Here is a 25,619-nt window from a genome sequence, read left to right on the forward strand (position 1 = left end):
CTGCAGTTATGTGGGAGAGTATGTCGTCGCCTTTCTTTTTAAAACCCCGTTTCTTACGAAACGGGGTTTTTTGTTTTATAAAATAATCTACTTTTGAGGGATTCCTTGTTAGTAATCGATCCGTCCTGAATCATCCATTCCTCTTTTTTATGGATTTCACATATTTTACATTGTTTTACGTGTTTTTTGATGAATAAAACGGCTTAAATCTTTCTAAATTCATTTCGCATGTAATTGTAGTTAATTATTGGTTCAATTCGGTATATTTACTTATATTTGTACTAAGTATTAGTACTTAATTTTAGTTTAAAAACAGATGTAAGTTAAAAGGAAAAGTTCTGATATCGGGTTAATCGAATTGAATACTAATTTATTCTATTTAAAAATGAAAAATTCAAACACGCCAAAATTAACAATCGTTGGGGCAGGTCCGGGAGATGTAGAGTTGATCACTTTAAAAGCAATCAAAGCATTGAAAAGTGCAGATGTTGTTTTGTATGATGCACTTGTAAATGAGGAATTGTTGCAGTATGCGGCAGATGCTGAAATCATTTTTGTTGGAAAACGTTTTGGTTGTCATGCTTACAGTCAAGATCAAATCAATGAACTTATTGTATCAATGGCAAAGCGTTTTGGTCATGTTGTTCGGTTAAAGGGCGGTGATCCATTTGTTTTTGGTAGAGGAAGCGAAGAAATAGAATATGCCCAAAAGTTTGATTTAGAAACCGCTATTGTTCCTGGTATTTCATCTGCTTTGGGAGTGCCAGCGTCTAATGGAATCAGTTTGACGCAAAGAAGAGTTGCCGAAAGTTTCTGGGTAATTACAGGAACTACTTCCGAACATAAATTATCTAAAGATATGGCTTTGGCCTCACAATCATCAGCGACGGTGGTTATTTTGATGGGAATGAATAAATTGGACGAAATTGTTTCAATTTATCAAAACAACAGAACTGATGATTTACCGGTTGCCATTATACAAAACGGAACAAAAGACACGCAGAAAAAAATCATTGGTACTGTAAGTTCTATAACTAAATTAGTAGAAGAACATCAACTTTCATCACCAGCAATTATAGTTATTGGAGAAGTGGTGAGAAATGCTTCAAAATTAACGACATATTTTCAAGATGAATTTTCAGAAGAGGAATTCATTTTTCAAAACTTAAATTTCACGATATAATCGCAATAGAATATTTTGGCGCCATAGCCGAAAAATAAAGTTTAGATAAACATCCATATATAATTGACTGTTAGTGTAACTCCACCTTAACATTATACTGATTTAAACTCAAAATACTTTCTACAGATCCAAAAGTAGCGACGCTTCTTTGGTACTCTCTTTCTTTTTTCAAAGCGATTTGTTTCAAACAGTTTTGAAACCGACTCACTTCTTTTAGAGTCGTAAGTATTAATCTGGGAACGGCTGCGTTTTTTCCTTCTTTATCTTTCGAAACCATTGTAAAATAGGATGAATTGCAATGATTAATGGTTCCAGTTTGAATATTTTCTGATTCCACTCGAATACCCACAATCATAGAGCTGGTTCCCACATAATTTACGCTGGCTTTCATGGTTACGAGTTCTCCCACTTCAATGGGTTTCAAAAAGTTGACGGTATCTACAGAAGCCGTTACGCAATAATTTCCGCAAAATTTTGAAGCACAGGCAAAAGCAATTTGATCGAGTAATGATAAAATGTAACCTCCATGTATTTTTCCACTAAAATTGGTGTGTGATGGCAACATTAATTCGGAAATTGTGACATGGGAGGAACTTACCGTTTTGTAATTAGTATTCATAGTGTAATTATTTTTTTTTGCTACTTATGATTGCTGATTTTTGATTAACGATTTTTTAATTAAGATGTGACATACCCTGTAAAATTGAGAATCTTAATATTTGCCAACACTAAATCAGAAATCGACAATCGTTAATCTTAAATCTAAAATTCTTTAACTTAATGACATTGCAAACGGGTCTCCTTCGCCGAGACAAACTTGCGTGATATTGCATATCTAAAACATCAGCTCATATTTTTTTCTATTATCACAAAGTGCCGAGTTTTTCTCCAGTTAGTGCTATGAAATTTATTTTTGGCGATTCGCATAAAGAACAACAGTAGTCTGCCGGCAAATCTTTAAACAAAATCCCTTTTTCAATCCCTTGACTAACATCTCCGTATTCTGAATTGTAAACCGTCAAGCATTCAGGACATTGATGCATTTCCTGTACTTTCTTTTCTTTTTTGGTGGCAGATGAACTTGTTTCAATAATAGAATTCCCCAGTTCTTCAAAATATTTTCGACTTAATTCGATCAAAATGGTTGGCAATTCCAGTTTGTCAACATCTTGGGTATGAACAATATATTCTCTGGTATTTGGGTCAAAATTTTTAGCAAACAAAACATTATAGGTATCTCTAATTTTGATGGATTCTAAGTCTTTGGGCAACTCATTTTTTTCGATCACAATCGAAGTGAAATAATGTCCATCACGATTGTATTCTAATATTCCAAAAGTAAGACCGTAGGTACTGATGTCAAATTGATCGAGTGTTCTAACCAGAAAAGTTTTAAGATTCAAAGCCCATTCCATAGCAACTGGCAAATGCCAATTGAGTTCTAAGAGTGAGTGTCTGACATTAATCCCTTTTTTGCCCAAGAATTTTTCCCAATCTAGTTTTCGTTCCTTTGGAATCCCTTTGACGATAAATGATTTCCAAGGTGTGATGCATATTTTACCGATTTTACAATCAAAACATAAATCACACATTTTTTTTAAAAAGTCTAAATCGTACAGATTATTTCTCCAATACAAACCCAACCAATATTGATCGATGCCTAATTTATTCATTCCTTCGTAGTAAGGAAAAGGGTAGAAAGGAAGGTGCAAGGGTTTATCAATGGTACGATTGTTTGTGTCTAAAGTATCGCTGATCAATTGAAAAATCATTTCGACCGAATCGGGTTCCTCTTCTAGAATTTTTTCAATAGCATAATATACTTCGGCGATATTCCAACTGTAAATTAGCACGGGATACATTTCCATTTTATCCCATTTTGGCAAACGAATATAGAGAAACCAATAATCTTCATGATCCGAAGCAATGAAGTTGATGTGTCCAGTAAAAAGAGGCACTAATTGTTGCTTTGGATCTGTAATGTTTACTTTTAAGTTAGGCTGTTCTTTGAACTGCTCTAATAGGTATAAAAATTTATTTCCCGTTAGCCAAGGAGTATTTCTAAAAATATCTGTGGATACATAAGAAGTAACAATGTTATTTCCACTTTTATCATTTGGATAAACAAAATGATATTTACCCATTTTAGTCTTATCAATAGCGTTAAAACCTTTAGGGAATATAATGTCCTGTCGAGAACCAAAGGAAATGGTATCTAACCCTTGTTCTAAAGCCATATTTACAATTTCTCGTAATTCACCTGGTGAAATCACGCCTCCTTTTACTATTAGTCTTGTCAATTCCATAATTTTTATAGTTTCAAGTTTAAGGTTTCAAGTTTAAGGTTAAGTCTTGAAACTTGAAACCTTAAACTTGAAACCTTAAACTTATTTACATTTTGATAAAATTTCTTTCACTTCGGTTTTGCAACTTCCACAACCCAGTCCTGCACCAGTGGTTTTGCATAATTCTGTAAAATTGGTTACGCCACTTTTTATAGCTTCTTCAATATTTCCACTTCCCACTTGACTACAGGAACAAACAAGCTTTCCTAAAACTGGTTTTGCATTTGAGCTGCCTCTTAATAAAGTGTTTCTTTTGTCTGAAAGTTCTATTTTACTTTCAATCATAGTTTTGAATTCGGCAAACTCATTTTTATCGCCCATCAAAATTGCACCTACTAGCAAATCGTTTTTGACAATACATTTTTTATAGTATCTTTTTCCTAAATCCGAGAACACAATTTCTTCGTAAGAGTCGTCATTCTCTGGGATTTCTATTTCGCCAATACTGCATAAATTGATGTCTTCGAGTTTTAGAATATTCATTAAAACTGAACCTTTATAAAAACTACTGATATCGCCTGCCATAAAATTAGCGAGAACATCAGCCTGTTCTTCGGCTGCAGATGTGATTCCGAACAATTGGTTGTTGAATTCGGCTATTTCTCCAATGGCAAATACATTTGGGTTCGATGATTGTAAATACTGGTTTACTTTTACGCCACGCCCACAAGCAAGTCCAGATTCTTTGGCTAATTCTATATTTGGGATGGTTCCAATGGTATAAACGATGGCGTGGGCAGTAATAATTCGCCCACTTTTTAAAGCAATTTCAATTTCATTCGGATGGTCTGTTTCGAATACGGTACTGACTTCATTATCAAAATAAATTGGTATGTCACGAAGTTGTACTTCTTCGGCTAGTAATTTGCTCGAAATTCTATCCAGTTGGCGTTCCATTAATCTGGAAGCCCTTTGGATTATCGTGATTTTTACTTTTTTATGTTTTAAAGCCGCAGCCAATTCTAATCCTAATAATCCACCACCTACGATAACGACATGTTGCTCTTCGGGAACTAAATGAGTAGCATCCAAATAGCTTTTCAATCGATCTGCATCTTCTTTTCTTCTAATGGTAAATCGTCCGGGCAAGTGCAATTGTGCATTTTCAGGAACAAATGGTCTGCTTCCAGTGGCCAAAATCAAAGAATCAAAAGTATGGGTTGAACCATCACTATCGAGAATAGTATTTCCTTTGGCATTAATTTTTTCAATAGAAACACCCGATTTCATGGTAATGTTTAGCTTACTTAAGGCTTCGTCTTTTATTTTTAAAAGCTGTTCCCAAGAAAGTTCTGCAGTTACGTATTCGGGTAATAAAACCCTGTTGTAAAATGGATTTTCTTCATTAGAAAAAACAATGATTTCGTCAGTAGTATTGATTTCTCTATAGTTTTGAATAAATCGGAAAGCAGCCGCTCCAGCACCCACAACAGCAATTTTTTCGAAAGGCTTTACATATTTGGCAACAGCAACAGTTGTAAACTTAAAATCGGGTTCTTTTGATATCGGATCGACAAGCGTATTGGTCAAATTATTGGTTCTATTCAAATCATTTTCCAATTGTTTTCCCCAGTGCATGGGCAAGAAAAGAACGCCTTCTCTAATGGTTTCGGTTACTTTGGCTTTTACGCGCACAGTCCCGTTTTTACTGGTTACCACAACAATATCTCCATTATTTATGGATGCTTTGTAGGCATCGATAGGATTAATTTCAAGCACTGGGCTCGGGATATGTGTCATCAATCGGGAGACTTTGCCTGTTTTGGTCATGGTATGCCATTGGTCTCTTATTCGACCCGTAGTAAGGATGTATGGAAAGGTGTCATTAGGTTGTTCTGAGGTATTTTCGATAGCCGTTGGGATATTAAAAATGGCCTTTTGTGAAGGAGTGTAGAATTTTTTATCGGTAAATAAACGCGGCGTTCCAGGATGGCCGTAATCGGGAACTGGCCATTGAAAAGTGCCTTCGTTTTTTAGACGGTTATAATTTAAAAAGGAAATGTCTATATTGGTATTTTTGGTCATTAGACAGTATTCTTTATAAATATCTTCGGTGGTATTGAAATTGAAACCGTTGAAATTCATTTTTTTTGCAAAACGAGTCAGAATTTCAACATCCGAAAGCGCTTCTCCAGGAGCATTAATTCCTTTTGGTAAGTACGAAATTCGTCTTTCAGAATTGGTCATTGTTCCTTCTTTCTCCAACCAACCCGCAGCTGGCAATAGCAAATCGGCAAATTTTGAAGTATCGGCATTATGGGAAATATCCTGAACTACAACAAATTTAGCATTCGACAAAGCTTTTTCGACCCTGCGAGAGTCTGGTAAACTTACTAAGGGATTGGTGCAAATAATCCAAATCGCCTTCATTTTTCCAGATTCTAAAGCATCAAACATTTCAGTGGCTGTCAATCCCGGTTTTTCGGAGATGTCATCTACTCCCCAGAATTCTGCTACTTCTTTACGATGCGTTGGATTGTTTAATTCCTTGTGCACAGCCAATAAATTTGCCATTCCGCCTACTTCACGGCCTCCCATGGCATTGGGCTGTCCAGTCAATGAAAATGGGCCAGATCCGGGTTTTCCTATTTGGCCTGTTAGCAAAGAAAGGTTGAGTAAGGCCGTATTTTTGTCAACGCCAATGGCACTTTGATTGAGACCCATTGCCCAAAGCGAAAGGAATCCTTTGGCTTTACCAATAATATCAGCGGCCAGTTTGATGTCATTTACAGATATTCCACAAAGTTTGGATGCTTTTTCTAATGAGCTTGATAATACAAGGTCTTTATATAATTTGAAGTTTTCAGTGTGGTTTTTAATGAAATCATTGTCGGTATATCCTTTTTCGATTAACCTTTTAGCCAAAGCATGATATAAAATAATGTCAGTACCCGGAATGATTTGCAAATGCAAGTCAGCAGCCATGGCCGAATCTGTTCTGCGGGGGTCGATTACAATGATTTTTACTTTTGGATTTTTTTCTTTGTGTTGTTCTATTCTTCTAAAAAGGATAGGATGACACCAAGCCGGATTGGCTCCGGTTATCAAAAAGGTATCTGCCAATTCGATGTCGTCGTAAGCAATTGGCACAGAATCTTCTCCAAATGTTTTTTTGTAACCTGCCACCGCCGAACTCATGCACAAGCGGGAATTGGTATCGATATTGTTGGTTTTTAGGAATCCTTTTACCAGTTTGTTTACCAAGTAATATTCTTCGGTAAGGCATTGACCAGAGATGTAGAACCCAACACTGTCGGGGCCGTGTTTTTTTATAATGGATGAAAATACTGCAGCAGCACGATCTAAGGCGGTATCCCAGTTCACTCTTTCTAGAGGATGTGATTTACTCCATCGCATTTCAGGATACAGGATTCTATCGGATGTATCATTGACTACATAATGCAGATTCATTCCTTTAGAGCAAAGCATACCTTTATTCACAGGATGATTTTTATCGCCCGTAACAGTTACTCCATTTTTAGAATCATTGGTTACTATAATTCCGCATCCTACTCCACAATAGGAACACGTAGTTTTGATTTCTGAATTTTGCATTATTGAATTTCTTTATTAATAATGAAAGCTAGTATATTGATTTGTTTCTGTCTTATGAAAGTGTAAAAATAAGTATTTTTACGTATTAATACGTATTAAATGAATTTTATTTTATAATTTTGGGTAAAATAAATATTTAGCACCAAATCATTTTGTGAACGATTTAAAATTTAGCCATGAAAGAAGAATTAACCACTTGTAACAGCTGTATAAATGAAAATTGTTTTATTAAAAAACACATTCATTTAGAACAAATGAAAAGTTACATCGACAAGAAGCGCAGTTTTATATGCAAAAAATCACAACAATTTATCATTGAAGGTGCGCCAATTCAGGGTTTGTATTTTATCCACAAAGGAAAAGTAAAGACAGTCAAAACAGGTATTAACGGAAGAGAACAAATCGTTCGGTTAACTAAGGATGGCGATACAGTTGGTTTCAGAGGTTTTGGTACGAGTAAGCGCTACCTTATTGGTGCTTATGCGCTAGAAGATACCGTTTTATGTAATTTCAGTAATACTGATATGCTTGAAATTCTTCATACTGTACCCGAATTTACCTTTGATTTAATGCTATTTTACGCAGAAGAACTCAATAAAAGCGAGAATAATATTCGCAAAATTGCCCAAATGAATGTGAGAGAAAGGGTAATTGATACCTTGTTATATATACATAGAAAATTTGGACAGTCAAATGGCGTAATTGAGCTTGATTTGTCCAGAAAAGAAATTGCCGATTTTGCTGGAACCACTGATGAGCAAGTGATACGGGTAATTTCTAGTTTAAAAAAAGAATTGCTTATTAAAACCGTTGGTAAGAAAATTGGATTGCTTAATACCGATAAATTAAAATCAGAAATTAAAGAGCATAAATAAGTGCTATACTAAATTTATTCTCATTTTCTCTTCCTAATACTCAGTCTCCATCCGGAGAATCTAGAATCTTGCATCTCTTTCTATTCGAGTAAATAATCGTTTTTTATGTTTTTGAAGGCTAATCAAGGGTTCAAATGTGCTGTTAGGCACTTAATATTGGTAGACAAATAATTTCATCCGCCTTTTTTGTCCCGTAGGGACTAAACAATCCCTATTCATATCTAATTATGTAAAATATATAGCACCTACGGGACATTGATCTTATTACAAACCTGAGTTCGATTATTACTGTTTTTCCTTTTTTGGATAATGGCAAAAAAGCAAAATATCTCCCTTTAGCCCCGATTACAGTGGAAATCCTTATAAGCCGGGGTTCGGCTTATAAGATTGTAACGAAAAGCGGGACCATATTTTAAAAAAAAAAACTAATCTTTCTGCTCCAAACTAACAATCGAACTCAGGTTACAAATTTAATTTACTATCAGTATTCTGTGTATAATGGCACTAAATAATAGATTTTCAACTCTTGATTTGCATTCCAAGTTTATTTGTTTTACTAGTATTTAGCAATTATAAAACACTGATATAGTAGTGTTTACTGCAAGTGTCTGCTGTAAAGCAGGAATACAACTGTCTTAATTACGATGTTTTGAGTATAAAAAAGTTTTTTTAGTCTGTGCTTTATATTGTACGTACGTATAAGTACTTATGTAAATTTGCTACATACTAATTAAAACATATGATTATGCAAAAGATTAAAACCACGTTACTAAGCATTCAAGGTTTAAGAAAAGTTAGCATTTCAGGTGCCAATCTTTCAAAATCTATTTATTTAGGGATTGCTCTAACATTTATAAGCTATAATGAAGCAAATGCACAATTTACTGCAACAGGACAACTTAGAGAAAGAACCGAACTTAGAGCAGGACAAGGAACTTTACAAAAAGAAGGAGATAAAGCAGCATTGTTCAATTCTCAAAGAGCACGATTAAATATAGGTTATTCAGGGTATCGATTCAAAGTGTTTATGGCGTTGCAAGACGTGCGTGTTTGGGGACAGGATGCTTCTTCGATAAACAGAACGACTACAGAGGCAAATAACGGAATCATGCTACACGAAGCTTGGGGAGAGATTATGTTAAACGACACGGTTAGCAAAATTCAAAATTTATCCTTAAAAATTGGACGCCAAGAAATCGCTTACGATGACCAAAAAGTGCTAGGAAGTTTAGATTGGTTGCAACAAGGAAGAAGACATGATGCAATTGTTTTCAAATATGCAAACAAAGGATGGATTGCAGATGTGGGAGCCGCTTTTAACCAAAACAAAGAACTAAACACAGGTACAATTTATAACGGAACAAATCCTGCTTATCCAGCGGGTACAAATGGGATTGGCACGATGTACAAATCGTTTCAGTATGCTTATTTAGGCAAAAAGTTCTTCTTTGGTGACGTATCATTTCTGTTTTTTAAAGATGATTTCAACAAATACACCAATGTAACTTCGGGAACACCTGCAGTAACTTCTAAAGTGTATGGAACCGGAGTATGGAGCCGTAATACTACTGGAATTTACTTTAACTCAGCCGTTACCCGAAAACTGAATCTTACGGGAAGCTTTTATTATCAAGGAGGGCATGACAAAGATGGTAGATCGATAAGTGCTAGTCTGGCTTCAGTAACTTCAACATTACAAGTGGGTAGAAAATTATTTGTAGGCCCTGGAATTGATTATCTATCCGGAACTGACGGAACAAAAGCGGTTACCGCCGATTCAAAAAGTAATCTTTTTGATCCTCTTTACGGCACACCACACAAATTCTGGGGGAGTATGGATTATTTCTATGTCGCGAGTCCATTTGGCAAACAAGGATTGCTGAATTATTTCTTCAAAATGAAATACAACGCCAAAGACAACCTTACTTTCTTATTAGACATTCATGGATTTGAAGCTGCCAATAATTTGTCTAATGGCGCTGGCGGGAAATTAAACTCTTATTTAGGGACTGAGGTTGATTTGTTAGTGAAATACAATTTAACGAAAATGATCAACATCGAAGCAGGGTATTCTATAATGAAAGCCACAAATTCTATGGCTTCGGCAGCGGTTAAAAATGTTGCCACACCAGATCTTACTCCACAATTTGCTTATGTGATGCTGAATATTAAGCCAAATTTTTTAGCTAAGAAATAATGAAAATTAACTTTTAAATCCATTTAAAATGAAAACTATAAAAAAACAGAAAACGAGGATTTTTAAAACAGCAATGTTAACCTTGTTTGCAGTATTGGCGTCCACTTTTACAGCAATAACGGCTCAAAATGATCCTGTTCGATTGGGTTTTATTCCCTTAACGGATTGTTCGCCAATTGTCATGGCAAAAGAGTTGGGTTTATTCAAAAAATATGGGGTTGAAGTTGTAGTCACCAAAGAATCTTCATGGGCAAATGTACGTGACAAAATACTAACAGGTGAGCTAGACGGAGCACATTGTCTGTATTCCATGCCTTTTTCAGTATACACAGGAGTAGGAGGGAAAGCAGGATCAGAGATGATGATCGCAATGATGCTAAACATAAATGGTCAGGCCATAACGCTTTCTAATGATTTTTGCGGGAAAGTAAGTTTTAAACAAATGAACAAAGTAACTCCAGTTGTAGCTGCTAAATTAAAAGCCGAAAAAGAAGTAACATTTGCAATGACTTTCCCAGGTGGAACACACGATTTATGGTTGCGTAACTGGATGTCTATCGCGGGTCTTAATCAAAAAGCAGTAAAAATTATTACGATTCCGCCTCCGCAAATGGTCGCTAATATGAAGGTAGGCAACATGGACGGATATTGTGTAGGAGAACCTTGGGGTGGAGTTGCTGTAAAACAAGGAGTTGGTTTTACTCAAATTGCGTCACAAGACATTTGGAAAGACCATCCAGAAAAAGCATTGGTTGTCAATAAGGAATTCAGTTCAAAACGCAGAGAAGATCTCAAAAAAGTGATGAAAGCAATTATGGAAGCCTGTATCTGGCTTGACAATCCTGTCAATCGCAAAAAAGCGGCGGCAATTATTGGCAGAGCTCCTTATGTAAATACTTCGGCAGATGTTATAGAATCCAGATTGATGGGCGATTATAATTTAGGATGCAATCAAGGGGTTCAGGTTTATGCTAAAGATTATATGCTGTTTCACAAAGGCGGAATGGTAAATTATCCTCGTAAATCCTATGCAATTTGGGCAATGGCACAATATGTACGATTCGGATATTTGAAAGAAGCTCCTAATTACAAAGCGATTGCTGATAAATTAATTCTGCAAGATTTATATGAAGAAGTGGCCATGAGCATGAAAGTAAAAGTTCCCAATGATGATATGAAACCATTTTCTCTAACGATGGACAAGACCGTTTTTGACCCATCAAATCCTGCGGCTTATTTAAAAGTAGTAAAAAGATAAAAAATAAAATTGTCTCTACTCTCTCTGCTTCTAGAGAGGGTTGTGAGGCATTAGAAACACCTTAGGGTCTGTGTAAAAATAACTGATCCATTTTGTCTCGTTCTTTTGCCCTTTTTCTTCGTTGTAAAATTTTTCAATAGCCCTGCTATTAAAAGATTTTACGCCTTGAAAAAAAACAAAATTACTTCGCCAAAAAAGTACCATTTATTTCTACACAAACCCTTAATTAAACTAAATTTCATTACAATGTCAGATAAAAACACACTAACCATTGATGCACTGGATTCAGAAATCAATGTTTCGACAGAAATTAAAAAAAGTGTCGCAGCCGAAAATTACAAACTCAAATTAGCATTAAATACTTTAGTTACAAAATCGAAATCATTGCTTTTGGCAGGAGTAGGGTTGTTTGTTTTTGGAGGGTTTTGGAGTTTATTGAGTTATTATACCAAGGGAGCCCTTCCAGATCCAAAAGCAACGCTAACTGTTTTATACGAAATGATTCGCGACCCATTTTATGATTACGGGCCCAATGATAAAGGAATCGGATTGCAGTTATTCAGTTCCATAAAAACAGTTTTGATGGGCTTTTTGTTAGGTTCATTAATAGCCATTCCAATCGGGATTTTAATGGGAGCCAGTACTATTTGCAAACAAATTTTTTATCCAATAGTTCAGCTTTTAAAACCCGTTTCACCGTTAGCTTGGTTCCCAATAGGTTTGGTTGTGTTCAAGGATACTGGTATGGCTACCATATTTATTGTTTTTATTACCTCATTGTGGTCTACACTTATCAATACTTCTTTTGGTGTGGCATCGATCCCACAGGATCATAAAAATGTGGCTAAGGCTTTTGGATTTTCCAAAATGCGTTATCTGACTAAAATACTGATTCCTTATAGTTTACCCCATATCATTACAGGGTTACGTTTAAGTATCAGCGTAGCTTGGTTGGTCATTGTAGCAGGTGAAATGTTGTCTGGTGGTGCCGGAATTGGCTTCTTTGTTTGGGACAGCTGGAATGCCTTGAGTTTAGAAAAAGTAATATCTGCCATTATCATCATTGGTACAGTAGGATTACTTTTTGATAAATTATTTACTTATTTCGAAAACAAAGTTGCATACAAAGGGTAATCATTTAAATAAAAAACATCATGAGTTATTTAGAAATCAAAAATTTAGAAATTTCGTTTCCAACTCCAAAAGGGAAATATATTGCAGTAAGAAATATTAATCTGTCCATCAAAAAGGGAGAAATTGTATCCATCATCGGGCATTCCGGTTGTGGAAAATCAACGATAATGAACGCTATTGCAGGAATGCTTACCCCAACAGGCGGAACGGTTGAATTAGACAATCAAAAAATAAAAGGACCGGGACCAGATAGAGGAATCGTGTTTCAAAATTATTCCTTACTGCCTTGGATGACGGTAGAACAAAATATTTTTCAGGCAGTAGATTCTGTAATGAATGGTTCTAAAAAAGAGAAACATGAAATAGTAGAGCAGAACCTCAAAATGGTTAATTTATTTGAGCATAAAGATAAATTACCGGGACAATTGTCAGGAGGAATGAAGCAAAGAGTGGCAATCGCAAGAGCATTTGCCATCAATCCGGGTGTTTTATTGTTGGATGAACCTTTTGGCGCACTCGATGCACTTACCAAAGGAACCATGCAATTAGAAGTTTTGAAATTATGGAACTTAAACAATAGAGACAAAACGATTGTTATGATTACCCATGATATCGAAGAAGCATTGTTTTTGTCCGATAGAATTGTGGTTTTGAACAACGGTCCTGCCTCAACAATTAGAGAAATTGTCGAAGTTCATTTACCAAGACCCAGAAACAAAATCGAAATCGTAAAAATGCCCGAATATATCGAGCTAAGAGATAAATTACTGCACTTGTTAACCGATAAATTCTCTATTGAAGATATGGGAATGGTCTATAAAAATTAGATTTGGTTTATTGTAATATCCCTGTGATGGTTTGGCATTGCGGGGATATTTTTGTTATGGAAAAGTAAACAAAATGAATCAAGGTCTGAATCTATATTTTTTTGGCTTTCAGATTAGACCTAACAGGTTTTAAAAAACTGTTAGGTCTAATCTGAAAAATATCAGTGCTTTATTTTACCCACTTGATTAGTATTAGCCGATAAAATCATTTGTCTTTTGAATTTCCGCAAAAGTTCCGTCCAAAGCAGATAAATAGGCAATTTGAACTTCTTTTGCATTTGCTTTCTCTCCATCAAGTTCTAAGTCTTTTGTCGCACACGCATCTCCAATTACAATCGATTTGAAGCCAAGGTCGTATGCTGCTCTCGTGGTCGTGTCAATACACATATGAGTCATCATTCCACAAATTACTAACTCTGAAATCTGCTTGCTTTTTAAAAAATCGAGCAATTCCGTTTCTCTAAAACTATTTGGATAGTTCTTAATAATTACTTTTTCGTCTCCCTTTGGCTCTACATTCTTATTTATCTTAACACCTTCGGTATCAGGTAAAAAAAAGGTTGCGGTGGGACTTGTCGCTATATGTTGTATATGAACAATTGGTAAATTTTTATCTCTAAAAATTTCAAGTATAGTTTTAGCGTTTTTACTTGCTTTTTCAGATCCAACAAGTTCCATTTTACCATTTTCAAAATAGTCATTTTGAATGTCAATAATTATAAGTGCTTTCGTCATTTTCAAATTTTATTGTCTGAGTTTTTATATTTTAAATATTTCAATTCTTTCCATCCAGAAGATCTCAGAATCTAAGAACTGAAGCCTTGTTTTAATTATTTGGTCCGTTTTGTCTCTAGGAGATTTTATTACAAATCTCACCTTGGAATTAGTAAAGTCCAAAGTATGTTTTTCATCAAAGTCTTTTTGTTTATCGGAAAAGAATGAAATCACTTTGTTTTCTATAGTCCATTTCCCTTTACCGTATTTATTTACTTCGGGTGGAATTCCTTGTTTAATGTTTGAATAATAGTGGAAGAAAAATGTTCCATCTTCGTTTAAAGTCAATTTATATTCAAATAAGTCATTTTCTTTAGTTTTAAGTGTAAGTAGGTAATCTCCAGCCGCTTTGTCCACTTGAGAGAATAACGTTAAATTGGAAATTAAAATTAAAATTGTAAAAATTGCTTTCATTGGAGTGATTTTAAATATGTAGTTCTCAAATAGTATTTCCTTAATTTTACGGTGTTTAATAGCATTTTTCACAACTTTCCCTTGCTACAAGTGGTTTGGGACTAAATTAAGTCTTATTTTCGGATTTGCCAAAACTTCCAAATACCAAACTATTTTTCCCATTAAGACAATTATCCAAATAATTGTAGCAAGCGGTGCCAGCAGGTTTTATTTTTCTTCGCGAAATATTTTCAAACTAATATATAAAATGGAGAAATATATTAAACTGTACAATATTCCAATAATTGGAGCAAAAGTTGGCCCAGTATCTGAACTAACATTTTCTAAAGCCTTTCTTTGGTCATCAGTTATTTCGTTACCTGAAAAAAAACCATCTTCATTTAAATCGAAAGAATCGAGATTGTTTCGTAAACTAATTTTTGTAATTATTACTAAAACTATAATTGAGAAATAAAAAAATACGGATGAGTAAAATGCAATTCGACTGTTAGACAATTTAATTTTAGAACGTGATTTATAAAAATACAAAAGCCATAAGATAAATGTCAATTGTATAAAGAGAAAGATTATAATTTTTTTCATTATGAATTTATTAGTTTGTTATGCACAACTTGCCCAAATCCTTTGTAGTAGCGGTTAACAGATGGTTATTTATTTACGGCAAATTCATCTTTCCCACGTAATATTATTTCTTTCGATTTTTTAATATTTTCTTCGGATTTAGTAATCAAATTGATAAAATTCACATTCAGTTTTTCATTCTTGTTTTCAAACTTCTCAACAATAATTTTCAAAATAAATTTTTCATCAACTATGAAATTATCATAATCAGCATTTATTATATTGTGATCAATTTTAAAAACTGTTGAATTCTTTTTTAGGTTTGTATATTTTGCTTTTAAATTATTTAATGAAATTAATTTAGGATTATATGTTGATTTAGTTATAATATAAAGTTGTTCGTGGTATTTTACATTTTCGATTTCAATATTTTTTTTCTCAACATTCACAGTTGCAATTTCATTCGGATTTATAGTTCTTAAAATACTTTCATTAGTTAGTTCTCCATTTATAAAATAAGCAGGCTTTTTATTATTCTCAATTTCTTTTTTATATACAACTTTAATAATTGTGTCATTTTTAAATACAGCTTCTTGATTTTCTATTTTTAATCCGTTAACTTTTTCTGGCTTTATTTGTCCGAGAACGTTTATCGTTATAAGTAATACTGAAATGAGAAATAATTTCTTCATAATTATTTGATTAAAGCTATAATTCCTTTTTCGTTCTTTTCAAATAATGCATTTTTTCTATTTATAAAAACTTTACAATCTTTAAAATCACCATTAGTCCTATTTAATTCAGATATTTTAATTGATTTTCCGTTTTTTAAGAAAACTAATAGATTTATTCCGTCTGAATTACAAATATAATTTTTACTTATGTTTGATAAATCAATATTCAGTTCTATTTCTGTTTTTTGTATGTTTGAATACGGTTCTAAAATTAATAATTTGTCATAATCAATGTTGTCAATCTTGGTCAAATCTATTTTCATTGAATTATCTTTAATCTTACTTTCTATAATTTTAGTTAATTCCTTGTCAGAATTTAATTGTGATAAATATTGACACGAAATTAAATTCATAACCAATAAGAGTAATAAAGCTACTTTTTTCATTTTTAATTATTTATATTAAATTTTACAGCGGATCGTTTTAACTAGCTACTAACTCACAAATACACGCAACTTATAAGTCACAAGCATTCATTTAAAAATCAAATATACGTCTAAACTAAATGTAATTATAACTTAAATACTGTTAAAAAAAACAAAAACCGCAAACCCACAGCTTTTAATCTGTGAATTTGCGGTTCATTTTTTTAGCTTCTACACAAGACGCAAAACCGTAATAGGAAAGAAGTCTTACGCCCGTGTATGAAGTAAAAACTTTCTAGAGGAATTGAAAGTTTTAGGGGTCTTTTTTGAATGAAGTTTTTTTGTGTATGATAACAATTTTTTAACCAAATTAACACATTCAAAAAAGTATATTTTATTTTTTATGGTCCATTTCTCTGGATAGTATAGGTTGTTTTTCGTTCATAATTTTCGTTACCGTATAGTGCATCCAAATCAAACAAATTGCGGAGAATAGGAGGATAAATATCCAAGAGCTGGACCAAATTCCAGTGGCTGTCAATAAGTAACTAAAGATAATTGGTCCAAAGAAACCGCCTAGACCACCAATCATACCAACCATTCCGCCTACAACACCCACTTCTGTAGGGAAATATTCAGGAATATGTTTGTAAACGGCCGCTTTCCCAATTCCCCAAGAAATACCAATACCAATTACTAAAACTAAGTACACCCACATGTTGGCATCAAAGCGAATATGAGTAATTCCTTTAGCAACCAATTCTTTTTTCTTGACCGTTTGATTTTGGTTTACAACAACTTGTTGCCAAGAAGTTCGAATAGGAAATATGGAGCTTTGTTGTGGTTCTATTTTCTTTTGGGCAATGAGAAAATCAGTATCTCCAATTTTTACATTCGAATTAGAAACCATTGTGATTGTTCCTTTTTTGGTGGCCAAAACGCCAGGACCTGTTGTGGTAATGTCCATTTTTGGAATCATCAATAAAGCGCTCAATACTACCGAAGACGATAATACCCAATACATCACTTTTCGGGCACCAAATTTATCCGATAAGTACCCTCCAAAAGCACGAATCACTCCAGATGGCAAACTGAACATCGTGGCAAATAATCCGCCCATGACAAGGCTGGTTTGATATACGTTCATAAAGTTTGGTAATAACCATTGGGAATACGCAACAAAGCATCCAAAAACTAAGAAATAGTAGGCGCCAAATCTCCAAACACGTACACTTTTTAAAGACTGAAGCATTTGAGTAACGCTTTTTGTTTGGTTCTCTATTTTCTTGTTTTTTGCAAAAAACAAGAAAACGACACCTATAATTACCAATGCAGCACCATAGAGTACAGGCAATAATTTCCAGCCATTTTGAGGATCTTCTACCGAAAAATGATTCAATAATGAAGGTGCTAGAAATGTAGTGATGGCTGCACCCGCATTTCCCATTCCGAAAATCCCCAATGCTCTACCTTGCCATTCTTTTGGATACCAAATCGAGGTATATCCGATACCAACAGCAAAACTAGTTCCTACCATACCAAACAAAAAGCTTAAAAGTGCAAACATAAAAAAGCTATCAGCTAAGGGAAGCAGAAATAAGGGAATAGAGCAGAGGAGGAGTAAGATCGAGAATACATATTTTCCACCGAATTTATCTGTCAAAATACCTATTGGCAAACGCATAATAGAACCCGTTAGAATTGGAATTCCCAAAAGCCAGCCCACTTGAACGACGCTCCATTTGAAAATACCGTTGTCTACTAAGAAAGTTACTAAAACACCATTTAAAGTCCAACAAGCAAAACATACCGTAAATGCAAGTGTATTTAAAAACAAAATTTTATGCGATTGGGATAATGAGTTTGAATTTTTCATAATACTTATATTTTTAAACAAAATTAAGTATTAAGACTTATTTAAAATCTGTGTTTTCGCAGGTTTTTAAAAATAATTACGTATTTATACGTAATTATTATCTTTGTGTAAGTATTTTAATAGGTTACTATACGCACTGGCCTAAAAATAATATGACTATCTATAACAAATAGGAACACAATAATTTTTGCCGCAGATTTAAAAGATTTTCACAGATTAGAGAAATCAGTGAAAATCTTTTTGAATTCTATCTAACTCTTTTTAAAATCCGTTTTTTTTCTGCGTCTTGGCTTTAGCCAATCCGAGTCATCCGCGTTCCATTGTCAAGGTTTTTCTTAGTTAGCAACTCTTTACTTCGTCCGTTCGTTTCACTCGGGTGTCTAAGTCCCAAACCACTTTCTTTAAATTAATGGCAGAAAAAATAAAGGTATAAAATGTTTAAATCAAACCCGTTGGGTGTAATTGTTTTTTTTACCACATAGAAACATAGAATTTATATTTTTTGAAAAGAGTTTGATAGATGTTTTACTTTTCACATAGTCAATCTATGTGAAAAATAGTGCTATTTTCTATTCATTCTTTAATTATTAGTTATAAATCTATGTATCTATGTGGTTTATGTTTTATTTAAACAGAATTACACCCAACGGGTTAAATCAAAGAATATTCAGTTGCTTTATTAGAAAGTTCCATAAGATTTTTTACTTTCAATTTTTTCATCAAATTAAAACGGTGTACTTCTGCAGTTCGTTTACTGATGTCCAAAGCCTCGGCGATTTCTTTATTCCCTTTTCCGGATAACAAAAGTTTAAGGATTTCTTTTTCTCTTTTGGTTATCTGCTGTTCTTCTTCTAATGTTTGTTTAGTTTCTGTTAACGCAACTGGATTACCAAGTTGGTTAATTAATATAGAAGAAATATCGCCACTAAAATATTTTCCACCATTGGCAACTGTATGAAGTGCCTTAAGAAATTCTTCTTTACTGGAACCTTTGAGTAAATAACCATCAGCTCCAGCTCTAATTGATTTTAATACGTACTCTTCTGATTCATGCATAGAAAGCATAACAATTTTTACCGTATTGTTTTGGCTTCTTAGTTTTTCAACCACTTCAATACCTGTCATATTTGGCATTCGAATATCTAAAATCAGTAAGTCGGGCTTGTTGATTTCTACTATTTTTAATGCTTCCAAACCATCAGTAGCTTCACCTACAACTTCTATGTTGGCTTCGTTTTCTAATAATGATTTTATGCCATCTCTCACGAATACATGATCATCTGCCAGAACAACTCGAATAGTATTACTCATAACTTACTTAATTTTAAAATCTTATTTTTTACGTATATTAACCTAAAAGAATGGCTAAGGTACGTAATTTAAACAAAAGACAAAAAAAAGAAAAAGCAAATTTCAAATAGGAATATTGAAAGTAATTCGGGTTCCTTCACCAGGGATAGAGTTAATGAAAACCCGACCGTTAATGTATTGAATCCTTTCTTTCATGAAAAGCAATCCCATTCCGGATTCGCTATTTCTCTTTTTCTCGACCGCATTAACATCAAAACCTTTTCCGTTGTCGTCTATAGTGATACCTAAAATAGAATTGCTATGAGACAATTGAACTATAATATGTGTGGAATCGGCGTATTTTATGGCGTTGTTGATTGCTTCTTGTGTTAGTCGATAAATGTTGATTTCAATCAAGGAATCCAATCGTTGATCAAAGTTAGTTTTGTTATAAAAAAGAATGTTCTTACCTGTTAATTTTGATAATTCCTGAGTCAATTTTGCAATGGACGAAACAATGCCATGATCGCTCAATTCCGGCGGCATCAAGTTGAAAGTGGCGGTACGAACTCCTTTAATGATGTCTAGCGATAATTTTTTTAGGTATTCTATTTTTTGAGCTGATTTTTCTTTGTCGTCCAGATTGATGCTTTCCAGACTAAATTTTAATCCGGTAAGCATTTGTCCAATTCCATCGTGAATTTCTTTGGCAATCCTGTTTTGTTCGTTTTCTTGATTTTCGACAATTCTACTCGAAATGATTTTCTGCTGATTGATCTTATCGGTTACATTTTCGGTATTCAAGCGTTCTACTTCCTGTTCTGCCTTTTTACGCTCAGTAATATCAAAACAGACAATTAACAATTCGGATTCCTCTTTTTTTATGGTCACAGGAACCATTGATAGATCCAGCCAAAGAGACTCCCCATTTCTATTGGTTATATTGATCTCTCCTTGCCAGCCACTGCGGTGTTTTTCGGAAATAATTCGATCGATTATGAGTTGTTCCTTTTCAATTGGCGTTAAAACCTGAGAGAACGTTTTATCTGAAATGAATGGGTTGTACTGAAGCAGTTTTGAGAATTTTTCGCCAATGTGTATCAGAGAGCCATTAGGGGCAACACGGCAATAGAGCAACGTGTTTTCCATGGCATAATTGAGCGATTTTAATTCCTTTACCGAATTCTCTTTTATTTCGCTTATTATTTCGGTGTTGTAGGCTAGTTCTAAAGCTTTCTTTTCGGATAATAGAAGTTTCGAAATAAGTTTTTCGACTTTATGGTTTGTTGGTTTAAAAATGAATAGAAATTCTAGTAATAAAACCAATAAAGTAAATCCAAAAATTACATATTCTGTTTTGCGTTGGAGTGTCACTTTATCCAATGCTTCCTTGTCATATTCACTTACAATTTGATTCATTTTCAAAAGAAAATCCCCTTCGTTCTCAAGAATCGTTTGAACTAACTTTTGGTTTTTATTTAGATTTTTACCTCGCTTAATGTTATCTAAAAATTGAGATGTTGCATTAACAATAGTATCAAAATGAGGTTTTATTGAAGCAAATAACTGTGTGATATTGGTGCTTTTTTCTTTGGGAAAACCAAGGATGTCATTTCCTTTTTCTAAATTGTAATGGGTGCTTTTCCAAAGTGAGAGTATTTCGTTGATACGAATGACTTCCTCATTCTTTTTGGTCGTATCGGTTACGAAATTCAAAATTAAAACCTCCTTGGCCAGTTTTTGGCTCAACATTCTTTGTTTTCCGGAAATGTTGATTATTCGCGAATCACTTAACTGACTTTTGAGATTGTATTGAATGAGAATTTGACTCAATGCTACCATAATGGCAATGGTCAAAAGGGCGAAAAGATACAACCGCCTTAATTTTTTGAAAGTAATTTTATCGATGGACTCTTTGGCTCTGTTGTTCATAACGAAATCAAATTACAGTCCAAGAGCCTCTTTAATCAATTCAAGATTTTCTGGACTGAAGTTTATTTTAAGTGCCTCTTGATGTCCTATTTCAGACATTTTATTCCAGGTTTTCAGAATAATGTTTTTCATTTTTTCCCTGTCGTGTTTGTGTACGAAAGGGTCTAAATAATATTCTAAAAACACAAGACATATTACATCTTCTAAAAGTTGGGTTTCTTCGTCTTTTTTAAGTAATTTTTTTTCGATTAGAAAAGAAACTCTGGCAATAAATTCCTCTTTGTAACCCGCTTTCGTTAAAATAACGGCTGTTGTTTTGGCATGAAATTTTTTCAAATCTTCACGCCATTTTAAATACCCCACACGATCCATTGGATAGGATTCCCTTGCAATTTTCCATCGGCAAATGTGTTGCGCTTTAGAAGCAATCTGAACTGCTTCGGAGGCATTTGGATGAAAATCCATCAGTCTTTGATACATTCGATTAGAATATAATAATTCTTTTGGATGCGTTTTAGATTGGTATATTTCGTGGTTTGGATCTTGAGCATTCTCTGCATCAATCCATGCGCTTGCGTTCTGGAATGGTGTTGTTGTCATTTGAAATGTTTAAAATCAAAGATACATAATTAATCCAAAAAGCCAACGAATACCTCATTGTCGACAATTTTTACGGGATAAGTTGCAATTTTTAAATCATCTCCATTCAGGTTTGAACCGTCAACAAGCGAAAATGTTTTTTTATGCATTGGACAAGCAATTTTAGGAATATCGTCTGCTGAACCTGTCATTCCTCTTGATAGTACCATTTCCATTTTGTGAGGACAAGCATTTTGACAAGCGTACCATTCATTTCTTCTTTCGAAATTAAAAAGGGCAATTTGTTTGTTTTTATATTTGATGCATCCCCCTCTATTACTAGGAAAGTCTTTTATTTTTCCGGCTTTAAACCAAACTTTAACTTCTTCTAAAGAAACAGCTTTGTAATCGTTTAATATATTTTCCATAATTTTATTTTTTTATCTTTTCATAATTTCAACGGTTTTTAATGGCTACGAAATACCAGAAAAAGTCGTTGAAGTAGTGTTTACTGGAAAGAATTTAATTGTTTTTTTACCAAGGTTTTGGCATTTTTTGATCTCTTAACGGTACGTATTCAATATTATCGTCCGTTTCATCTGAATTAACAAAGTGACTAAAACGTTTCATTAATCTTGGTTTTTCAAGCACTTGTTTCCATTCACATTCAAAGGTTCCAACAAGTGATTCCATTTCAGATTCTAATGCTTCACAGATACCAATACGGTCGTGAATGATAACTTCTTTTAAATAATCCAATCCGCCTTCCAATTTATCCAGCCAAGTTGCAGTACGTACTAAAGGCCCGGCTGTACGGATGTAATACATTAAAAAACGATCTAAATATTTAATAACAGTTGCTTTATCAATTTGTTCTGCCAGTAAAACAGCGTGTTTTGGATTGGCTCCACCGTTTCCGCAGATGTAAAGATTCCAACCGCCTTCCACAGCGATTAGTCCAAAATCTTTTCCTCTTGCTTCAGCACATTCACGAATACAAGCCGAAACTCCTCCTTTAATTTTGTGAGGTGCACGAATACCTTTGTAACGGTCTTCAAGTTCAATGGCAAATCCGGCACTATCATCCATTCCGTAACGACACCAAGCATTACCTACACAACTTTTTACAGCTCTTAATGATTTTCCGTAGGCATGTCCGCTTTCAAAACCATTTTCAATTAGTATTTTCCAAATTTTTGGTAAATCATTCAGGTGGGCCCCAAATAAATCGACACGTTGTGCTCCCGTAATTTTGGTGTATAAATCAAATTGTTTGGCTACTTCTCCAATAACAATTAATTTGTCCGGAGTAATCTCGCCTCCTGCAACTCTTGGTACCACTGAATAGGTTCCGTTTCTTTGGATGTTAGCCAGAAATCGGTCATTGGTGTCTTGAGTGGTTACGTGCTTGTTAGCGGTGTCATTGTAGATACTTGAGAAAATAGAAGCGATAACCGGTTTACAAACTTCACATCCATCTCCATTTCCATGGTGATCAACAACTTCGTAAAAATTAGTATATTTATTGATTTTTACGATATCAAATAATTCTTGTCTGGTGAAATGAAAGTGTTCACAAATGCTTTCTTTGACTTCTTTACCAATTGATTTTTGAGCTTCTTTAACTAAATCAACCACCATTGGTTTACAACCTCCACAACCTGAAGTTGCTTTTGTTAATTTCACAACATCTGATAAAGTTTCGCAGGTTCCTTCTGTTATTGAACAGCAAATGGCACCTTTTGTCACATTTTCGCAGGAACAAATTACGGCAGTGTCCGGCAAATCTATAACGCTTCCTAAAGTAGATGCTTCATCACCTCTTGAGCCCAAAATCAAATCTTCCGGATTTTTTGGCAGGGTCATAGCATTGCTGTAAATTTGGAATAGTCCATTATAATCGCTTGAATCACCCACAAGAATTCCACCCAAAAGTGTTTTTCCGTCTTTGGTAACATTGATTCTTTTATAAATTCCGTTGAATTTATTTTCGTAAACGATAGCTGTTACGCCTTCGTTTTCGATAAAAGGATCACCAAAACTCGCAACTTCAACACCAATTAATTTTAATTGTGTAGACATATCGATGGTTTCCCTCATCGTTTTATCTCCTTGAAGGATTTGTTCGGCGGCTACATCTGCCATTTCGTATCCAGGAGCTACAAGACCATAAATCATATGATTGTAAAGTGCAACTTCTCCTATCGCATAGATCGATGGGTCTGAAGATTGCATTTGATTATTTACTACTATTCCTCCGCGTACACCTACTTCAAGTCCAGAAACCCTTCCTAGTTCGTCACGTGGTTTTATCCCCGCAGAAATTACCAACATATCTACTTTTAGGAGTTCATCCCCTTCAAACATCATTCCTGTTATGGCGTTTTCTCCAGCAATATATTGAGTTGATTTGTTAAGGTGAATACCAATATTTAGTTCCTCGATTTTAGATTGCAGCATATCGCTCGCTCCTTTATCGAGTTGTCTGGGCATTAATCTAGGAGCAAATTCTACTACATGTGGATTTAATCCTAAATCATATACTGCTTTAGCAGCTTCAAGTCCAAGCAATCCGCCACCAAGGACTGCGGCTTCTGTAGCGCCTTTTTGTTTTATTTTTTTGGCGTAGGCCATAATTGCATCCAGATCTTCTATAGTTCTGTACACAAAAACCCCTTCTTTATCCACTCCTTCAATTGGAGGGACAAAGGCAGCTGAACCAGTAGCTAAAACTAAATAGTCATAAGTGTGTGTTTTCTCTAAATGAGTATGTACCGTTTTTTGCTCTCTATTAATATCGGTAATTAATTCAGAGGTATTTAGGATTATATTATTTTCTTCGTACCAATTTGATGTTGATAGTGATAAATCATCAGCGCTCTTACCTGAAAAGTATTCGCTTAAATGAACTCTATCATAGGCACGTCTTGGTTCTTCTCCAAATACGGTAATTTGATATTTCTCTTGCCCGGATTTTGCAATGAATTTTTCGCAAAATTTGTAACCTACCATGCCGTTTCCGACTACTATTACTTTAATCATAATCACATTAATTAAGTATTACTACGCAAATATAAGTATTAATACTTAATTTGAATACTTAATTTTTTGTTTTTAAAAATAATTGGTAATTATTGAAAAAAAGGTGTTTAAAATGTAATATTTGTAATGAAAGGGCTCTTTTATTGTGATAAATATTTAGTTTGTTCAAGGGAGTAATTTAGTATAGTATTGTTTTTTAAATCTAATGGTGTCTAGTTAGATTTTTATAAAGGGCAAAAAAAATCTGCAAAAACTGCGTCAAAAAAATTGGCACGCAGATTTCCGCAGATATAAATTGACAAATAAATTGAATTTAATCCAGAATCCGCATTAGAATCATAGCGGTTTATTTCGAATAGGTTAATTACCCACTGAGGTCAAGGATTCTACTGATTCTCACAGATTCTTATTTTCTATATAGGATTTTGAATCGGCGCTAAAAAATCCGTGTAAACCCGTTTGATCGGTAAAATCTGTGGGCTATTGCGCAATCTGGGTTTAATTATTCAGATTTGATAACCTCCGATGCATTTTTGGAAATAGTGCAAAATCAAAAATCTTTAAAACTTTTGGCACAAAAAAAAACTCTTCGTAGTGAAGAGTGCAAATTCCGGTGATATTGACCACCCAATTCCAATTTAAAGTGAGCACCTGATTCCAATTCAAAATGACCACCTA

General features: G+C 34.2%; 19 protein-coding genes. 6 read left to right on the top strand and 13 right to left on the bottom strand.

Annotated elements, in window-relative coordinates; genetic code table 11:
• The first annotated feature begins 385 nt into the window (after positions 1-385).
• Positions 386-1,183: a uroporphyrinogen-III C-methyltransferase gene (gene cobA / locus DB891_RS16595; RefSeq protein ID WP_116764700.1), complete on the top strand. Its 798-nt coding sequence runs from the start codon at positions 386-388 to the stop codon at positions 1,181-1,183.
• Between the two features lie 70 nt (positions 1,184-1,253).
• On the opposite strand, the gene DB891_RS16600 is transcribed toward cobA, so the two are convergent.
• The 3 genes from DB891_RS16600 to DB891_RS16610 form a co-directional block, all read right to left on the bottom strand.
• Complete coding sequence (locus DB891_RS16600) at positions 1,254-1,802, bottom strand: acyl-CoA thioesterase (protein WP_116764701.1); 549 nt, start codon at positions 1,800-1,802, stop codon at positions 1,254-1,256.
• 247 nt (positions 1,803-2,049) lie between these two features.
• Complete coding sequence (locus DB891_RS16605) at positions 2,050-3,489, bottom strand: rubredoxin (RefSeq protein ID WP_116764702.1); 1,440 nt, start codon at positions 3,487-3,489, stop codon at positions 2,050-2,052.
• Positions 3,490-3,570: 81 nt separating this feature from the next.
• Positions 3,571-7,083 carry a nitrate reductase gene (locus tag DB891_RS16610; protein WP_116764703.1) on the bottom strand — a complete coding sequence of 1,171 codons (3,513 nt, stop codon included), beginning with the start codon at positions 7,081-7,083 and terminating at the stop codon, positions 3,571-3,573.
• Between the two features lie 176 nt (positions 7,084-7,259).
• On the opposite strand from DB891_RS16610, the gene DB891_RS16615 reads away from it, so the two are divergent.
• The 5 genes from DB891_RS16615 (at position 7,260) to DB891_RS16635 (ending at position 13,374) form a co-directional block, all read left to right on the top strand.
• Positions 7,260-7,958, top strand: coding sequence for a Crp/Fnr family transcriptional regulator (locus DB891_RS16615; protein WP_116764704.1), 699 nt, complete (start codon positions 7,260-7,262; stop codon positions 7,956-7,958).
• A 745-nt stretch (positions 7,959-8,703) separates the two neighbouring features.
• Positions 8,704-10,155 carry an alginate export family protein gene (locus tag DB891_RS16620; protein WP_116764705.1) on the top strand — a complete coding sequence of 484 codons (1,452 nt, stop codon included), beginning with the start codon at positions 8,704-8,706 and terminating at the stop codon, positions 10,153-10,155.
• A gap of 28 nt (positions 10,156-10,183) precedes the next feature.
• On the top strand, positions 10,184-11,413 hold the full coding sequence (locus DB891_RS16625) for a CmpA/NrtA family ABC transporter substrate-binding protein (RefSeq protein ID WP_116764706.1): 1,230 nt from the start codon (positions 10,184-10,186) through the stop codon (positions 11,411-11,413).
• A gap of 246 nt (positions 11,414-11,659) precedes the next feature.
• On the top strand, positions 11,660-12,547 hold the full coding sequence (ntrB, locus tag DB891_RS16630) for a nitrate ABC transporter permease (RefSeq protein WP_116764719.1): 888 nt from the start codon (positions 11,660-11,662) through the stop codon (positions 12,545-12,547).
• Positions 12,548-12,567: 20 nt separating this feature from the next.
• Positions 12,568-13,374, top strand: coding sequence for an ABC transporter ATP-binding protein (locus DB891_RS16635; protein WP_116764707.1), 807 nt, complete (start codon positions 12,568-12,570; stop codon positions 13,372-13,374).
• Positions 13,375-13,566: 192 nt separating this feature from the next.
• Here DB891_RS16635 and DB891_RS16640 read toward each other — a convergent pair whose 3' ends face one another.
• The 10 genes from DB891_RS16640 to nirB form a co-directional block, all read right to left on the bottom strand.
• Positions 13,567-14,109: a cysteine hydrolase family protein gene (locus DB891_RS16640; RefSeq protein ID WP_116764708.1), complete on the bottom strand. Its 543-nt coding sequence runs from the start codon at positions 14,107-14,109 to the stop codon at positions 13,567-13,569.
• Between the two features lie 24 nt (positions 14,110-14,133).
• On the bottom strand, positions 14,134-14,562 hold the full coding sequence (locus DB891_RS16645; protein ID WP_116764709.1) for a hypothetical protein: 429 nt from the start codon (positions 14,560-14,562) through the stop codon (positions 14,134-14,136).
• Positions 14,563-15,209: 647 nt separating this feature from the next.
• Complete coding sequence (locus tag DB891_RS16655; protein WP_116764711.1) at positions 15,210-15,815, bottom strand: hypothetical protein; 606 nt, start codon at positions 15,813-15,815, stop codon at positions 15,210-15,212.
• A 2-nt stretch (positions 15,816-15,817) separates the two neighbouring features.
• Positions 15,818-16,243, bottom strand: a complete 426-nt coding sequence (locus DB891_RS16660; protein ID WP_116764712.1) for a hypothetical protein — start codon at positions 16,241-16,243, stop codon at positions 15,818-15,820.
• Between the two features lie 373 nt (positions 16,244-16,616).
• Positions 16,617-18,098 carry an MFS transporter gene (locus DB891_RS16665; RefSeq protein WP_116764713.1) on the bottom strand — a complete coding sequence of 494 codons (1,482 nt, stop codon included), beginning with the start codon at positions 18,096-18,098 and terminating at the stop codon, positions 16,617-16,619.
• Positions 18,099-18,749: 651 nt separating this feature from the next.
• Positions 18,750-19,409 carry a response regulator transcription factor gene (locus DB891_RS16670; RefSeq protein WP_116764714.1) on the bottom strand — a complete coding sequence of 220 codons (660 nt, stop codon included), beginning with the start codon at positions 19,407-19,409 and terminating at the stop codon, positions 18,750-18,752.
• Positions 19,410-19,511: 102 nt separating this feature from the next.
• A complete protein-coding gene (locus DB891_RS16675) occupies positions 19,512-21,320 on the bottom strand; it encodes a sensor histidine kinase (protein ID WP_116764715.1) in 1,809 nt (602 codons plus the stop codon).
• Positions 21,321-21,332: 12 nt separating this feature from the next.
• Complete coding sequence (locus DB891_RS16680; RefSeq protein ID WP_116764716.1) at positions 21,333-21,920, bottom strand: DUF4202 domain-containing protein; 588 nt, start codon at positions 21,918-21,920, stop codon at positions 21,333-21,335.
• A 29-nt stretch (positions 21,921-21,949) separates the two neighbouring features.
• Positions 21,950-22,327 carry a nitrite reductase small subunit NirD gene (gene nirD, locus DB891_RS16685; protein WP_116764717.1) on the bottom strand — a complete coding sequence of 126 codons (378 nt, stop codon included), beginning with the start codon at positions 22,325-22,327 and terminating at the stop codon, positions 21,950-21,952.
• A gap of 106 nt (positions 22,328-22,433) precedes the next feature.
• Positions 22,434-24,941 (bottom strand): nitrite reductase large subunit NirB, encoded by a 2,508-nt coding sequence (nirB, locus tag DB891_RS16690; protein ID WP_116764718.1) that lies wholly within the window; start codon positions 24,939-24,941, stop codon positions 22,434-22,436.
• Positions 24,942-25,619 lie beyond the last annotated feature (678 nt).

This window comes from Flavobacterium laiguense (assembly GCF_003097655.1).
Classification (GTDB): Bacteria; Bacteroidota; Bacteroidia; order Flavobacteriales; family Flavobacteriaceae; genus Flavobacterium; species Flavobacterium laiguense.